At 46.4% G+C, this 16163-nt stretch carries 12 protein-coding genes and 3 pseudogenes; 14 read left to right on the top strand and 1 reads right to left on the bottom strand.

Going from position 1 to position 16163, the window contains the following annotated elements; all coding sequences use genetic code 11:
• Positions 1 to 299: 299 nt before the first annotated feature.
• From FU659_RS12820 to FU659_RS35435, 3 genes and pseudogenes are all read left to right on the top strand, one after another.
• A pseudogene (locus tag FU659_RS12820) lies at positions 300 to 1839 on the top strand (GNAT family N-acetyltransferase).
• Between the two features lie 18 nt (positions 1840 to 1857).
• The gene (locus FU659_RS12815; protein ID WP_147947945.1) at positions 1858 to 2739 is read left to right on the top strand and encodes a nitrilase-related carbon-nitrogen hydrolase; all 882 of its coding nucleotides are present in this window, start codon (positions 1858 to 1860) and stop codon (positions 2737 to 2739) included.
• 131 nt (positions 2740 to 2870) lie between these two features.
• Complete coding sequence (locus FU659_RS35435) at positions 2871 to 3029, top strand: hypothetical protein (protein WP_187274123.1); 159 nt, start codon at positions 2871 to 2873, stop codon at positions 3027 to 3029.
• 287 nt (positions 3030 to 3316) lie between these two features.
• Here FU659_RS35435 and FU659_RS12810 read toward each other — a convergent pair whose 3' ends face one another.
• Positions 3317 to 3502, bottom strand: a complete 186-nt coding sequence (locus FU659_RS12810) for a hypothetical protein (RefSeq protein WP_187274122.1) — start codon at positions 3500 to 3502, stop codon at positions 3317 to 3319.
• A gap of 239 nt (positions 3503 to 3741) precedes the next feature.
• On the opposite strand from FU659_RS12810, the gene FU659_RS12805 reads away from it, so the two are divergent.
• From FU659_RS12805 to FU659_RS12755, 11 genes and pseudogenes are all read left to right on the top strand, one after another.
• Complete coding sequence (locus tag FU659_RS12805; RefSeq protein ID WP_261807804.1) at positions 3742 to 4974, top strand: anhydro-N-acetylmuramic acid kinase; 1233 nt, start codon at positions 3742 to 3744, stop codon at positions 4972 to 4974.
• Positions 4975 to 5000: 26 nt separating this feature from the next.
• On the top strand, positions 5001 to 6539 hold the full coding sequence (locus FU659_RS12800; protein WP_147947944.1) for an ABC transporter substrate-binding protein: 1539 nt from the start codon (positions 5001 to 5003) through the stop codon (positions 6537 to 6539).
• A gap of 56 nt (positions 6540 to 6595) precedes the next feature.
• The gene (locus tag FU659_RS12795; RefSeq protein WP_147947943.1) at positions 6596 to 7537 is read left to right on the top strand and encodes an ABC transporter permease; all 942 of its coding nucleotides are present in this window, start codon (positions 6596 to 6598) and stop codon (positions 7535 to 7537) included.
• 16 nt (positions 7538 to 7553) lie between these two features.
• Positions 7554 to 8387 carry an ABC transporter permease gene (locus tag FU659_RS12790; RefSeq protein WP_147947942.1) on the top strand — a complete coding sequence of 278 codons (834 nt, stop codon included), beginning with the start codon at positions 7554 to 7556 and terminating at the stop codon, positions 8385 to 8387.
• A gap of 2 nt (positions 8388 to 8389) precedes the next feature.
• Positions 8390 to 9565 (top strand): serine hydrolase domain-containing protein, encoded by a 1176-nt coding sequence (locus tag FU659_RS12785; protein ID WP_147947941.1) that lies wholly within the window; start codon positions 8390 to 8392, stop codon positions 9563 to 9565.
• A gap of 29 nt (positions 9566 to 9594) precedes the next feature.
• Positions 9595 to 10592, top strand: a pseudogene (locus FU659_RS12780) (ABC transporter ATP-binding protein).
• The gene (locus FU659_RS12775; protein WP_147947940.1) at positions 10573 to 11541 is read left to right on the top strand and encodes an ABC transporter ATP-binding protein; all 969 of its coding nucleotides are present in this window, start codon (positions 10573 to 10575) and stop codon (positions 11539 to 11541) included. The pseudogene FU659_RS12780 and the gene FU659_RS12775 overlap by 20 nt, the downstream one beginning before the upstream one ends.
• A gap of 24 nt (positions 11542 to 11565) precedes the next feature.
• The gene (murQ, locus tag FU659_RS12770) at positions 11566 to 12483 is read left to right on the top strand and encodes an N-acetylmuramic acid 6-phosphate etherase (protein WP_147947939.1); all 918 of its coding nucleotides are present in this window, start codon (positions 11566 to 11568) and stop codon (positions 12481 to 12483) included.
• A gap of 23 nt (positions 12484 to 12506) precedes the next feature.
• Positions 12507 to 13582 (top strand): annotated as a pseudogene (locus FU659_RS12765) (dipeptide epimerase).
• A 38-nt stretch (positions 13583 to 13620) separates the two neighbouring features.
• Complete coding sequence (locus tag FU659_RS12760) at positions 13621 to 14124, top strand: GNAT family N-acetyltransferase (RefSeq protein ID WP_147947938.1); 504 nt, start codon at positions 13621 to 13623, stop codon at positions 14122 to 14124.
• Positions 14125 to 14260: 136 nt separating this feature from the next.
• On the top strand, positions 14261 to 15100 hold the full coding sequence (locus FU659_RS12755; protein ID WP_147947937.1) for a MurR/RpiR family transcriptional regulator: 840 nt from the start codon (positions 14261 to 14263) through the stop codon (positions 15098 to 15100).
• Positions 15101 to 16163 lie beyond the last annotated feature (1063 nt).

Below are 16163 nucleotides of genomic sequence, written 5' to 3'. Positions count from 1 at the left end.
CATCGTTTGACGGTCGTTTGGCTGACGCTCAGAAGCTCGGAGGCTTCCTTAGTTTTTACGGTTTTCGCGTTCAAGGCAATCACCCCATTCGCAAGTGTTGCTTACTAATTCGAGGTCGTCAAACCGCCCCCTGCGCCGCTGACAAAGGAAGTGCCGATTCGTTAAACAATGTGTTATTACGAGCGTTTCCGCATTTTCAGTCCCCAAAATAACAAAACCGCTACTACATCCCGATACTAGGGACAAGAAACAATGTGGTATAATATAGTTAAACGCATTTATAAAGGGGTCACATTTCTATGACAACCGATCAAATTTCGCAATTCGAAAAGAAAATCATCATCCGCAACATTGAACGCGAAGATTTCGATAAAATCATCGCGCTGCAAAATATTTGCTTTCCGAACATGGGTCCCTGGAAGCTGGATCAATTGGAAAGTCACGTCCGGACGTTTCCCGACTGGTCAAATGTGCGTCGAGCTCGACGGTGATATTATCGGCTCCTGTTCTAGCCTGATCGTGAACTTCGACGATTATTTGGAGCAGCATACGTATTCCGAAATCACGGACAAGGGCTATATTCGCAACCATAACCCCCGGGGCGGGAACCTCTATGGGATGGAAGTCATGGTGCATCCGGATTTCCGTCGCATGAAGATCGGCAGAAGGTTATACGAGGCAAGGAAACGGCTGGCGGAGCAGCGTAACCTCAAGAGTATTATCGTAGGGGGACGCATCCCGGGGTATCACAATTATTCCGATAAGTTGTCGCCAAGAGCTTACGCGGAGGAAGTGTTGCAGCAGAACATCTACGATCCGGTGCTGACCTTTCAGATGATGAACGGATTTACGCTGAAGAGGATCATTACTAATTATTTGTCCGATGACGCCGATTCTGAGAATTTCGCGGCCCTATTAGAATGGAATAATATCGAATACAGGCCGAGCATCAACAAGACGCTTTATAAAATGTCTTTCCCCGTCCGCATTTGCGTGGTCCAGTATATGATGAAGAAGATCGATTCTTTCGAGGAATTCGCCACTCAGTGCGAGCATTACGTGGACGTGGCATCGGATTACAAGTCCGATTTCGCCGTTTTCCCGGAGAACTTCACCATGCAGCTGCTTTCCTTCTTGGATGAACGGTCTCCCAGCTTGGCCGTCCGGAAGCTCACGACATATACGACCAACTATGTGGAGTTATTCTCCGAACTCGCGGTCAAATACAACGTAAATATCGTAGGCGGCTCCCACTTCGTCGAGAACAATAACCGGATCTACAACGTGGCTCACTTGTTCCGCCGGGACGGCTCAATTGAGCAGCAATACAAGCTGCATATTTCTCCGAACGAGCGGAAGTGGTGGGGCATCAACGGGGGTAGCTCACTCGGGGTGTTCGACACGGATTGCGGTAAAATATCGATTCAACTTAGCAGCGATATCGAGTATCCGGAGTTGTCGCGTATCGTCGCGGAGGAGGGAGCGCAGATTATATTCGTTCCTTTCTGCGCGGAAGATAGGCAGACGTTCCTAAGGGTGAAGTACTGCGCACAGGCCAGGGCGATCGAGAACCAAGTGTTCATTGTGACCGCGGGAACGGTAGGAAATCTAACCCATGTGGACAACGTAGACGTTCAGTACGCCCAGTCCGGTATCTATACGCCGGCCGATTTCTCCTTCTCTCGCGACGGCATCGCGGGGGAGTGCAGCGAGAATACGGAGACGGTCATCATGGCCGAGGTAGACATGGAAACGCTGGAAAGGTACCGTAAGTCCAACGATGCATTGTCGTTCAAGGATCGCCGGACGGACATCTATTCTTTACAAATTCGTACTTAAAACATACCAGAGGTGCATATGAAGAAGTTAAAGATAGCAACAACGCAATACGGTCTCACCGATATCCGTACCGAAGAAGAGTTCTGGACGGGAATCGATACGAAGGTTCGGGATGCTGCCGAGCAGGGCGCCTCCATGATCGTGTTCCCGGAATACATGACGGCTCACTTGCTAAGCTTAGAGCCGTCGATGCTGCACGATGAAGCGTGTTATTTTCTGGACGGGCTGACGGATAAATATATCGAGTTCTTCGGAGAGATAAGCCGAGAATGTGATATTGCCATACAAGCGGGGACGCATATTTGCTTAGAGGAAGAGGGCGAGTACTCGAACAAGGCATTCCTTTTCTTTCCAGACGGACGGGTGGAGACGCAGAGCAAGGTGCATCTTACGCCGGAGGAGCAGATTCGCTGGCCTCTGGTCGCGGGTGACGAGCTTAACGTATTCGACACGGAGTGGGGCAAGATGGCGATCTTGACCTGTTACGACATCGAGTTTCCGGAGCTAGCGAGGGCAGCCGCGCTTCGCGGCGCGGAACTGCTTCTATGCCCTTCCTATACCGATAGTTCCTTCGGGTACCATCGCGTGCGGCATTGCGCCCAAGCGAGGGCGATCGAGAATCAGCTGTTTGTCGTATTGAGCGGCCTCGTCGGAGCCTTGTCCGAGGATCGTCCTCAGGTGGACATTGGTTTTTGCCAAGCGGGCGTATTCACCCCATGCGATCTACCGTTCGCCGCGGATGGCATCTTGCAGGTCGGAGAAACGAACGAAAACAGGACGGTGCTGGCCGAACTTGACTTCCACAGGCTCCGAGAGAATCGCGAACGAGGCGCGGTAGCGCCCTTCTACGACCGCCGCCCCGATCTATACGAACACGAACACCAGAAGACGCTACTGTAAACCGAAAAGCCGTTTGGCCCCTGGAAGAGATGAGTCGCGCAGGTATGGCGCAATTGATGAGGGCGTAACGGCTTCGCACATCTCAGAGTAGCTTCGGAACGTAACACCCTCGTAATAAAGGAGGGGCTTTTATGTTCTTTGAAAATGATAGAAAAGGTAAGAAAAAAAATAAGATTACGACTTGGTCTAACAAAATGAATTCCTACTATTCAAATGTTTCAGATAAAAATTTTCAAACTGATTTGAAGTCTGCCGGCTTTAAAGTTAGAAATAAACCACAAAGCAATTAAGTTTTTGATAGGATGCAAACGAGATATCTCGAACAAAGTTGTAAAACACAAAATAAAACTAAATAAATTTTACAGTACTTTACCCGAGAATCCCCTCGTTTTTTTGTAGCCAACTTGTAGCCAAAAGATCTAAATCAGGGTAAAAACAGCTAAATTTAAACAACATCAATTAACATGATCAGATCCCTGAATGCCGCATAAAATAACACTTCTTAACACTTTTAAAGGAATCCTAAAACCAGTTAAAACGGACGGGACAACTGTTCGACTCCCCTCACCTCCATCTATCAAACCCACAACGGGACCTTAAAGATAACTTCTACATGCTTTTCATAGACGATTACCTTTTCCACATAGCTGACGATGAACTTCTTGATCTCAGGAATGTCTCGCTTAGCGACGTGGTCTCCCATCTGAGAAAGCAGTTGTCGCAGAGATTCTTCTGTGATAGCTGCTTTTTCGCTTTTTGACAAAACACATTGTGTAAAACCCAGAGCAGTGGATTCGTATAAGATTGCGGATGTGTTTGTACATGATAGAGACATAAGTCCAATGGGGATTGTAATTTTATTTCATAAAAAACATTGAAATATAAAATAAAATTCCATATAATATAATTATCAGATTGCTAATGGAAAAAGTGTAGGTCGAATAAATGACAACGCTTTCTCGACTGATTTTTCATAATTAAAGATGAAAGGGAGGTGCAAATATGCAAGAGAATGGCAGCAGTTTCGGCATGTGGAGTGATTATAGAAGCAAGTACGAACACATGATGATCGGTCTCATGTCGGGGACGTCTTTGGACGGAGTTGATGCAGCGCTCGTTCGTATTAAATCGGATCCATCGGGGAAATTGACGGAAGTTTCATTAGTCGATTACGTATGCGTCCCCTACTCGGATGAGCTGAGAAAGGAAGTAATCGCGCTTTGTTCCACCGAGCATGCGAGAATTGACAAGCTTGTTTGTGCGCATTTCGGCATTTCCGAATGGTACGCCTATACTGTTAAGCGGCTTCTTCAATCGGCAAAATTGAACAGCAGTGACATTGATGCGGTTTGTATGCATGGTCAAACCGTATGGCATGCACCCGAAACGAAGATGTTTCCGGGTCCTGAATCGGATTTTGCTGTGAAATCAACGTTGCAAATTGGAGAAGTTTCCGTAGTCCATGAGCGGACAGGTATTCCTGTAATTGGTAATTTCCGATCTCGTGATATGGCTGCGGGGGGAGAAGGGGCACCGCTTACTCCTTACTTGGATGCGCTGCTTTTCGGTAGTCCTCATGAGGGCAGGGTTGTACAGAACATCGGCGGTATCGGCAATGTGACGGTCATACCTGCAGGGGCAGAGCGCGAGCGTATCTCCGCTTTCGACACTGGTCCAGGGAATATGGTCATCGATGCCGTTGTCCGAGCAGAAACGAACGGCCGTCAGCATTATGATCCGAACGGTTCCATTGCAGCTGAAGGAAACGTGAATCAGGAACTTATCGCGCTGTACATGCAAGATCCTTATTTCTCTCGAAAGCCGCCAAAGAGCACGGGGCGTGAATTTTATGGTGCTGCTTTTGCTCAGCGGTTTATCGAAGAAGCGAATCGGCGCTCACTTTCATTTTCCGATACGGTTGCAACAGCAACGGCGCTGACAGCGGAGAGTATAGTTCGCGCGATTGAGGACTTTGTTCTTCCTGATACGCCTGTAGCTAAGTTACTGGCATGTGGGGGCGGGTCATCCAACATGACTTTAATGGATATGATCCGGAAACGGCTTCCGCAAGGTGTTTCGCTGCATAGAACATTGGAGTTCGGCATACCGGATAACGCTAGGGAAGCAATCGCTTTTGCCGTATTGGGACATGAGTCGCTAATGGGTCGTCCAAGCAATCTGCCGGCAGTTACAGGGGCGGGAAGATCAGCCATATTAGGTACAATGAGTTTATAACATTACTATTTACCAGGAGGGTCAAAATGAAGAAAAGTGCAATTTTTACACTTATCCTTGCTATTTCAATGGTATTTACGGCTTGCTCGAGCAAATCCCAAGAAAGCGCGAAAGTAGAAGGTAAGGCGGCAGGTCCAACACAACTTATCGTTGCCGCTGAGCAAGAGCCAGTCGGACTAGATCCCAATAAAGTGCCTGCTGCATCTAGTAAGCGTATTTATTCGCTCATTTACGATTCTCTTACAACGATGGATGGCGACTTTACCGTGAAGCCAGGACTTGCAGACAAATGGGGATTCTCACCAGATGGTAAAGTGCTGACGATGAACCTGCATCCTGGAGTGAAATTCCATAACGGTCGTGAAATGACCTCGGATGATGTGAAATATACGTATGAAAGAATTCTTAATCCAAGTACAGGAGCGCTTTCTAAGTCTTCCTTTAGTAGTATCGCATCCATTGAGACACCAGATAAAAACACGGTTGTCTTCAAATTCAAAACACCGGATACGGCATTCCTAGCTAATGCATCCAGCGTATTTGCATCTATTGTTCCTAAAGAAGTGACTGACTTAAATAAGGAAGCGGTAGGTACGGGTCCGTTCATGCTGGAGAAAATGGAAAATGGACAGTATGTGCTGCTTAAGAAAAATCCGAATTATTTTAACAGCGCTCAACCAAAAGTAGATTCCATCAAGTTTCAACTCATGAAAGATGAGTCCGAGCGTCTTGCAGCACTTCGTTCGGGATCGGTCGATATTTCCATGGTTTCGAATGAATCGGCAAAGCTTCTCGAGAGTGCAAAAAGCGTAAAAGTGATCAACTACTTGTCGGGTGAATACGGTTACTTCGGAATGAACGTGAAGAAGAAACCTTTTGACGATCCGCGAGTGCGCCAAGCTATTTCTTACGCTATGGATCGTAATGAGATCGCCAATACGGTATACAAAGCTCAAGGTGTTCCGAGCGGACCGATTTCACCGGCTTTGAAAGCGTATGCACTTCCTGTCAGTGAATTCCCGGCTTACACGAAAAACATCGATAAAGCCAAACAGCTTCTGAAAGAAGCTGGTTACGAGAACGGCTTTGAAACAGCCATCGATACCGAGGCTATGTATCAAGATCTGGTTGACTTATCTCAAGTTATTCAGCAACAGCTGCAGCAAATCGGTATTAAAGTAACAATTAACAAAATGGAAGAAGCGGCTTATATCGCGAAATGGAAGTCAAAAGATATGGTAACGATGGTTGGACGTAACTCTTCAGGCACAAATCCAGACCGTGCGCTTCGTTTCTTCTTTGCAACTGACGGCAGCGCAAACGTATGGAATTATTCCAATAAAGAGTATGACGCTCTCGTTCAGAAAGCGCTCGAAACAACAGATGATAAACAACGAAAAGAGATTTATAATCAGGCTCAAAAAATGGTAGTCCAAGATGCGCCAAACGTGTTCCTTGCTTCTCCGAAAATTTTCTATGCGGTTAGCAATCGTGTTCAAGGATTCAATCCGACCGCAGCAGGCGAGCAATATGCAATCATTCAAGCTTCTGTTTCTGGCAAATAGTATTTGAAAAATGGGCGGCTGTCAACGCCGCCTTTTTTTCATAAGGGGGGTACATTTTGGGACGTTATATCTTACAACGCATGATCAGTCTTGTTCCCATTTTGTTCGGTATTTCCGTTCTTGTATTTCTTATTCTTCATCTTGTGCCCGGTAATCCTGTTCTAGTTATTCTAGGAACGGAGGCAACTGAAGAATCGATTAAAGCACTCACGCTTCAGCTAGGGCTTGATCAGCCGCTTATTATGCAGTATCTAAAATGGATTGGCGGCGTTCTGCATGGTGATTTTGGCGTATCGGTACGCAGCGGAGGCAATATTTTACCTGAACTGCTCAAAAGATTCAACGTCACTTTACAGCTTACTGTGGTATCAATTCTGATTTCTTGGATAATAGCGATCCCGGTCGGTATGCTGTCCGCGGTTAAAGCGAATAAGCCAGTGGATATCATTGCTCGAAGCATCTCCATGCTGGGCATTTCTGTACCGAGTTTTGCGATTGGCACACTGCTCTTGTTAGTCATGTCACTTGGATTTAATTGGTTTCCTCCGCTTGGATTTGTGAGCTTGTGGGATGATCCGGCAGGCTGGTTCAAAAAGCTAATTCTGCCTTCGATTACTGTCGGTGTCGTACTGGCAGGAGGTTTAATGCGCATGACGCGCTCCGCATTTATGGAGACGCTGGACCGGGATTTTATTCGCACAGCTCGGGCTAAAGGCAATACAAACAGACAAGTGTTAATTCATCACGCATTCCGCAATTCATCGATTCCAATTCTGACTCTGGCTGGCATGCAGTTCGGATATTTACTTGGTGGCTCGGTGATCATTGAGCAACTGTTCTCGATTCCTGGGTTAGGACAATATATTTTGGATGGCATTTACCATCGCGATTACCCAGTTGTGCAAGGCGGCGTGCTGTTTGTCTCTGTTATCTTCGTATCCGTTAATTTACTCGTGGACATTATTTATTCGAAAATAGATCCTCGTATCAAGTATTAGAAAAGGGGATTCATACATGCATACATTCAGACGCAGATTTTTTCAGAACAAGACGGCCATTGTAACTTCTGCCTTTTTACTGCTGATTTGTCTCGGTGCGCTATTTGCTCCGTTCCTAGTCAAGTTCGGACCTACTGTTATGGCAAATGAAAGTCAGCTTATTGGTAGCGGCAACGGGCATATCATGGGGACAGACCAGTTTGGACGAGACATTTTCAGTCGAGTGCTTTATGGTGCGCGCGTTTCGATTTGGGTAGGAATTTCTTCAGTAGCGTTAAGCGCCGTAGTCGGTACGCTTTTGGGGCTTGTTGCAGGCTTCTTCGGCAAGAGGATCGATTCAATAATTATGCGGTGTATGGACGTATTCTTTGCTTTTCCGGAAATTTTGCTTGCGCTGGCCATTGTCGCGACCTTCGGTCCGGGAACTTCCAAAACGATATTAGCTATTGCCATCGTAAATGTGCCGGTATTTACACGGACGGTGCGAGGCGCGGTTCTTTCCGTCAAGCATTTGGAGTATGTGGAAAGCTCTGTAGCAATAGGAGCTAGTACTTGGCGTATTTTGTCTAAAGACATTTTGCCCAATATTAACGCACCGCTTATTGTACAAGCGACTATGGCGATTTCTGGAGCTATTCTTACGGAATCGGCGCTCAGCTTTTTGGGCCTCGGCATTCAGCCGCCAAACCCTTCATGGGGAGGCATGATATCAGAAGCGAGAAGATACATGGAGCTTGCTCCTTGGATGATCGTTTGGCCTGTGGCTGTGATGACAGCTACGATTCTGGCATTTAATTTATTCGGAGATGCGATAAGAGATCTGCTGGATCCAAGGCATCAGGGTAGGTAACGATGGTGAAATGGGAGAAAGTTCCTACAACAGTTCGAGAACAAACGTTGGCATCCTTAATGGAATCAGGTGTTCAGCAGGGGATCTTTCCTGGGGGAGTTGCTTGCTTGATCCAAGAAGGTGCGGTGAACGTGCTTACTTGCGGAATATTAAGCCCAGCGACACTTACGGGCAAGCCAAGCGAGATTTTTCGCTCGGATACGTTGTTCGATTTAGCATCACTCACGAAAGTGGCGGTTACGCTGCCATGCATATTGCTAACCGTTCAGGAAGGCAGACTGCGGCTTGATGATTGTGTTACAACGTATTTGCCTGAATTAATCAGTGGCTTTGATGCGATCCGAAAACGAGAAATTACCATTCATCATCTGCTTACGCATACATCGGGCTTGCCTGCTTGGCGCCCGTATTTTGCAATTCTGCGAAGCAAAGAGGAATATTTGCAGGCGATTACCGTAGAACCGCTTGAGCGAGAGCCGGGTGAGGCAGTAATCTACAGCGATCTAGGCTTTATGCTGTTAGGTTGGGTGCTTGAACGCATCTGGGGAGAACGTCTTGATCATATTGCGCAGAGTCTTGTTTTCGATCCGCTAAGTATGAAGACAGCTTGGTTCCGACCTCGCGATACAGAGGAGATTTATAGTGCCAGTGTGGCGCCAACGGAGTTGGGTAATGAGTTTGAACGAGGCATGGCGCTTACGTACATGGATAAACTGGAGAGCGGCATGCTGCCGGAAGGATCGTTTGGTCTTTGCCGTGAGCAGCTGAGTGGGCTTAACTGGCGCCTAGAGCCGATTTGCGCGGAAGTGCATGATGCGAATTGCTATTATGGAATGCAAGGCATCAGTGGTCATGCCGGATTATTCAGTACGATATGGGATTTGGAACGCTATATGAAGATGTGGAGGGAGCAATCCCTCATTATGGAACCATTATGCCAAAGCGCGGTTCGCTGTCATGCAGAAAGCGGGACATTAAAACGAGGGCTTGGCTGGGAACTTTATGCGAATGAGCTTTACGGACATACAGGATTTACTGGAACATCCATCTACCGACATGATCGAATGGATATTACAGTGATCGTCCTAACTAACCGCATTCATCCCGTCGTGAAGGAAGGAATGATTGAATGGCGGGCAGCGCTCCGTCATGCATTATTTTCATCACACACCAATTGATTAGAAACCAATGAAAGGAGGAGTGGCTAATGACACCAACCACCTCTTTACTGGAAATACAAGATTTGTATGTAGGCTTTAAGAAACGTAATCACACAGTAGACATCGTAAACGGGATTAGTTTGACTTTGAATAAAGGTGAAATTGTAGGAGTAGTCGGTGAGTCTGGGTGCGGCAAGAGCGTTACCAGCCTTTCTGTGCTTCGATTGCTTGCGAGTAATGCAGTCTTGAGAGGAACGATCCGTTTCGATGGAACCGATCTTGCCAAACTTTCTCAAAAAGAAATGACAAAAATTAGAGGCAATCAGATTTCGATGATTTTTCAAGAGCCGATGACATCGCTCAATCCGCTCCACTCCATTGGCAAGCAAATCACGGAGCCTCTTATCCGCCACGGTAAAATGCCAAACCGGGAATTGAAGGCCAAAGCGATCGAACTACTGACGGTTGTAGGCATCTCAAGGCCGGATGAAGTGTATTACGCGTATCCTCACGAGCTGTCTGGAGGTATGCGGCAGCGGGTGATGATCGCTATTGCGATGGCTTGCACGCCGAAATTGATTATCGCCGATGAGCCTACGACAGCGCTTGACGTCACCATTCAGGCACAGATTATCGATTTGATGAAATCGATCAGCAAAAAGTATGGTACTTCGTTCATGTTAATTACACATGATCTCGGCGTTGTAGCGGAAATATGCGATCGCGTGGTTGTCATGTACGCAGGTGAGATTGTTGAAGAGGCGGATGTTCGTACGCTTTTCAAAAATCCTCAGCATCCATATACGATAGGCCTGATGAAATCCATTCCGAGCGCCTCCGAGACGAAAGAACGTCTAGAACCGATTCCGGGTTCCGTGCGCCGGCGGGTGAAATGCCCGAAGGATGTCGATTCGCTCCGCGCTGCGCGCATGCCTCGGAGAAATGCTCTGTGAAACCACCGCTTATTGAAACGGATAGTCATCATCGTAGCCGTTGCTGGCTTTTTGCCGAAAAGGAGGGACAGTATGAGCGAAACTTTGCTTGAAGTCAAAGGCCTAACTAAGCACTACGTTAACAAAAAAGGGCTCTGGGGAGCAAAAAAAACAGTTCGAGCCGTGAATGGTATCGATTTGACTTTGTATAATGGCGAAGTGGTGAGTATTGTCGGTGAATCGGGCTGCGGCAAGTCTACATTGGGCCGTTGTGTACTTCGACTTATCGAGCCTTCAGCAGGATCTGTCTACTTCGAAGGCAACAATATTTTGGAGATGGACAATAAAAGTCTGCGTGCTGTTAAGAGAGATATGCAGTTCGTTTTCCAAGATCCATATGCTTCTCTAAACCCGCGGAGTACAGTTGAAGACATTATGATGGTTCCACTAGAGGTGCATCGCATCGGTGATAAAATCGAGCGCAGGCAAAAAGTGCAGCGAATGATGGATATCGTTGGCCTGTCCAAACAGCATTTGAATCGCTATCCGCATGAATTTTCTGGCGGGCAACGTCAGCGTATTGGGATTGCGCGCGCGTTGATTCTGCAGCCAAAGCTGATTATCGCCGATGAGCCGGTTTCCGCATTGGACGTTTCCGTACAAGCGCAAATTCTGAACTTGATGCAGGATTTAAAAGAAGAGTTCAAGCTGACATATATGTTTATATCCCATGATTTAAGTGTAGTCCGTCATATTTCAGATCGCGTGGCAGTCATGTATCTAGGCAAAATCGTTGAAATTGCCGATAAAAACGCGCTTTACTCGAATCCGCAGCATCCTTATACGAAAGCGTTACTGTCTTCTGTGCCTGTACCGGATCCTGAAGCAAAAAAAGAACGGATTTTGCTGGAAGGCGATGTTCCGAGTCCGTCCAATCCTCCATCGGGCTGCACGTTTCACACGAGATGTCCTTACGCGATTGAAGCATGCAAAACGATCGAACCGACGCTGAGGCCGTTGAGTGATGGGCGCATGGCAGCTTGCCACTTATTGCATCCTTAAGCCGAAGGAAAGGAATTAAAACATATGTCTAATGAACTGAAAGATTTGACAACAGAGCGAAGAAGCGGAGAAGCAATGCCGCTTGATACATGGGATAGCTTTGAGATTGTAAGAAGGATGAATCAAGAGGATCGCAAGGTCGCGGATGCGGTGAACGAGCAGTTGGCATTTGTTGCAAAAGCGGTTGATCTGATTACAGGCTCACTAGAAAAAGGTGGCCGGTTATTTTACTTCGGGGCTGGAACAAGCGGCAGGCTGGGTGTTCTGGATGCTTCGGAGTGTCCACCAACGTTCGGTACGGATTCTGACCTCGTGCAAGGGGTAATTGCCGGAGGCGAGGCTGCGTTGTTGAAAGCAATTGAAGGCGCAGAGGACTATTTCGATGAAGGTGTGGAAGATGTCGGAAAGAACGGTGTTCGTGAAGGTGATGTTGTTGTAGGTATTGCGGCAAGCGGACGTACTCCTTATGTCATGGGTGCGATGAGCGAAGCGCGCCGGTTGCATGCTTTTACGGTGTCCGTTTCTTGCAATGCCAATGCTGAAATGAATGAGCTTGCCGATGTACCGATTTCGGTCGTTGTAGGTCCAGAGATAATCTCCGGCTCCACGCGTCTGAAGGCAGGTACTGCGCAGAAGTTAGTTCTGAACATGCTGACAACCGCTTCTATGATTCGTCTTGGCAAAGTCTATGGCGATTTGATGGTCAATGTACAGCCTACGAATTATAAGTTGCGCGAAAGAGTGAAACGTATCGTTGCAGATGCGGCAGAAGTCACCTACGAGCATTCGGAGAAGCTGGTTGCGATGGCGAATGGTGATCCCAAAGTAGCGATTGTGATGCATAAACGATCTGTAAATGCAGATCAAGCTAGGACACTGTTGCAGCTTTATAATGGACGGATCAGACCGTCTATCGATCATAAAGACAACAACGAATCTTAGTCAGTGGAACGAGGGAATTGATTATGAAAATAGTGGATATCTCAACGCAAAGAATTGCCGTTCCCCTACGAAAACCATTTAAGACAGCGCTTCGCACGCTTCACACCGCGGTATCAATCGTTGTCAAAATAACGGATGAAAGCGGCCGCGTTGGATGGGGAGAAGCTCCACCAACGCTGGCTATAACAGGTGAACAACTCGAGGGGATCGAAGCTTTTATCAATTGGATGAAGCCTCAGCTCATCGGCATGGAGCCGCAGGAACTGGAACGCATCATTGCGCTGCTTCACTGTGGTTCGGTTCGAAACTCAAGCGCTAAGGCCGCCTTGGACATGGCGCTCTATGATTTGGCAACGCAGCAATGCAGTATGCCGCTCTATCGTTTTCTAGGCGGCTATAGAAATGAATTGCAAACTGACTATACGGTCAGTTTGAATTCACCGAAGGAAATGGGCGAAGACGCAGAAGCCTATGTTAAATCCGGATTTACCGTTCTGAAAATTAAAGTCGGCATTGGTGACATTACTGAAGATATAGAGCGTGTGAAGGAAATTCGTAATCGAGTCGGTAAGGGAATTAAATTACGTCTTGATGCCAATCAAGGTTGGAAAGCGAAGCAAGCGATTCAAGCGATTCGAACGATGGAAGATGCAGGTCTTGACCTGGAGCTGGTTGAACAGCCTGTACATGCGGATGATATCGAAGGACTTGAACGGGTGACTCGCTCTGTCGATACATTGATAATGGCGGATGAAAGCGTGTGTAGCCCTCAGGACGCATTCCGTATCCTTAATAGGCGCGCGCCGATTTGATTAACATTAAATTGATGAAAGCCGGAGGCATTCATAAGGCGATAACTATTAATCGTTTAGCAGAAGCTTGTGGGGTAGAATGTATGGTCGGAAGTATGATTGAAACGAGAATCGGTATTACGGCTGCAGCTCATTTTGCTGCTGCAATGAGTAATGTGACGAGAGTTGATTTTGATTCTCCTCTGATGATGTCTAAAGACCCAGTAATCGGAGGCATCCGTTACGATGGTGTTCATATTTTTTTGCTGGAATCGCCTGGTCTAGGGATTACAGGCATAAACGAATAACTTTTTAATCTTTGCTCGAATAGGCGGGAGGTTCAGAAATGATCATTCGACAAATCACCGAAAGTGATGCAGGCGCACATCTTGAGTTATGCAAAACAATTGATGGCGAAAGTTCCTTCATGCTGTTTGAGGCAGGCGAAAGAAAGACGACAGAGGAAGAGCATCGGGAATGGATCTTTAAGATTCTTGCTAGTGGAAATTCCGTTATTTTTGTTGCTGAGACTAAGGAAGGAAAGCTAGTTGGATATTTAACCGCAGTTGGTGGAGAAGCCAATAGGAACAAACACAGTATGTACATTGTGATCGGCATCCTGAAGGCGTTTACCGGGCAACGAATCGGAACGAAGCTTTTTGATGCATTGGAAGAGTGGGCACGGACGAAAGGAATTACCCGCCTTAGCCTCGGATTGATGGAGCCTAATCAAAATGCTTTTGCTTTGTATATGAAAATGGGCTTTGAATTGGAAGGCAAAAAGAAGGAAGTTTTCAAGGTTGACGGACATTTCGTTGACGAGCTGATTATGGGAAAAAGGTTGATTTGAGCGACAGTATTTTTTGGACCGAAGATGCGTCCCGAACTGTGGACTTTCTGTACGAACGTCTTTAGAAAAACAAGTGATCGTATTGAAATGTTGGTATAATAGAGTGATTAATAGGGAATGGAAAGGAGAGCCGGAGATGGATGGAGGCCTAGTTCGGTTAAGGGAAATACTGGGTGACATTACGCCATCTGAGAAGAAAATTGCTAAATATATATTACAGCATCCGGAGCAGACCGTACAGATGTCCGTTGCTCTGCTTGCTGAAGCGAGCGGAGGTAGTCCCGCTGCAATTATTCGTTTATGCAAGTCGATGAGCGTAACAGGGTTTCAAGAATTGAAGCTGAAAGTTGCCGGCGATCTGCAGGGAAATAAAGCATTTAATTACAAAGAGATTCAACCCGATGATTCTATAGAGAATATCATTAACAGTGTATCCTCGAACAATATACAATCGATTAAGGATACAGTTAAAATTCTCGATGTGTCCATGATCTCCAAAGCGGTTGACGCGCTGCAGAATGCGAATCGCATATTTTTCTATGGCATTGGCGCTTCAAATTTGATTGCAATGGATGCTCAATATAAATTTTTGCGAATCAGTCGGATGAGCTTTTCGTTCGCCGATCCTCATCTTCAAATTGGATCTTCGACATCCTTGCAGGAAAACGATGTAGCAGTGGGTATCTCGTATTCGGGTGAAACGGCTCAAGTTATTTCTTGTTTGAATTATGCCAGAGAGTGCAACGCAACTACGATCAGTATTACAAAATGGGGCACTAACACGTTGAGCTCCTATGCTGACATTCCGCTTATGATCACTTCGACTGAGAATGAAATTCGCAGCGGAGCCACTTCATCGAGGATTACGCAGTTAAATGTAATTGATATTCTGTATCTTGGTGTTGCAAGCCGCAGTTATGATCAATCGGTTACCCATCTAGAAAAAAGCCGAAAAGCTATTCGTGAATTCGGATAAGAAGCAAGAGGAGGCCGTCAAGCGGGGGCGATTGGGCTACGATCCCAGTCCAAACCAAACTTCATACCATAAACTGAGAAAGTATCGCCAACTGCGTCTGCGTGACACATTTGATGGTACTTTCGCTTTTTTCAGTTCATATTGTTTCAGGTTAGTCGATACAATATGAGAAGCCTTCGAGATGAACGGATAAGTGCTAATCGTTTATATATAGGAACTGAGCAGTCAAGATTGTCGGTGGGTACATATTTTACTGGGAAAGGTGGGCTTGCCGTCCCTGTTCTAGAGCAAGAGCGGGAAAAAGCGTATGAAATGACCCGGGGAATGATTGCGGCGGTGAATTGTGGTTTTGACATACCACGGTTCGTCCCCATATGTTAAATCCACAAAAACGAAAAGGAGCTTTGCCACTGAAGTGCGGGTGGCAAGCTCCTTTTTGAGTTACACGGCATCGCCGCTGATGTGAAACAGCTCGCTTTGTCTAAAGAATCGGAAAAATCGTCGTGCTGTGTCCGTCAATAGCGATGCCGGCGGGCCCAAGTATCCAGCTTGAAAATGATTTCCACATGATCATTAGATGATGCTTTTTCTGCATAGCTGCCTATGAATTTCTTGATCACAGGAATGCTTTACTAGAGACAGATTCTCTGAATCTAGCGAACAGCTCTCGCAATGTATCCTCGGTGATGCAAGGATGCTGCTCCTTGACAAATGCAACTCCTGGAAGCGAAACTCCAGTCGCGCATGGTATTCCTTCAATGTGGGCTGTGTGAAGCCTTTGGCAACAGTAGAAAACGGATTTCCGCGCCGCAATCGTGCCAAAGCAGCTCGCCGATCAGTCGATTATGCTAGAGCATCGCGGCAATCGGTTCACACTAACAAGCTTACCGAGTCACATTAGAGATTGTGTCCTCACCTGCCCCAAATAGGGTAAGAGTGATCATTTGTTACTTTATGATTTTTACAAAGTCTTATAAATTAATTTCAAATGAATCTTGTATAATGAATTATTGTAATTTAAAAAAGTTATATAGCTAGAATTGAACTCAGAATGATGAGGGAG

The organism is Paenibacillus sp. N3.4, assembly GCF_008017805.1.
Taxonomy (GTDB): Bacteria; Bacillota; Bacilli; order Paenibacillales; family NBRC-103111; genus Paenibacillus_E.
The sequence above is the reverse complement of the archived record's forward strand: the minus strand, read 5'-3'. Positions and strand labels throughout refer to the sequence as shown.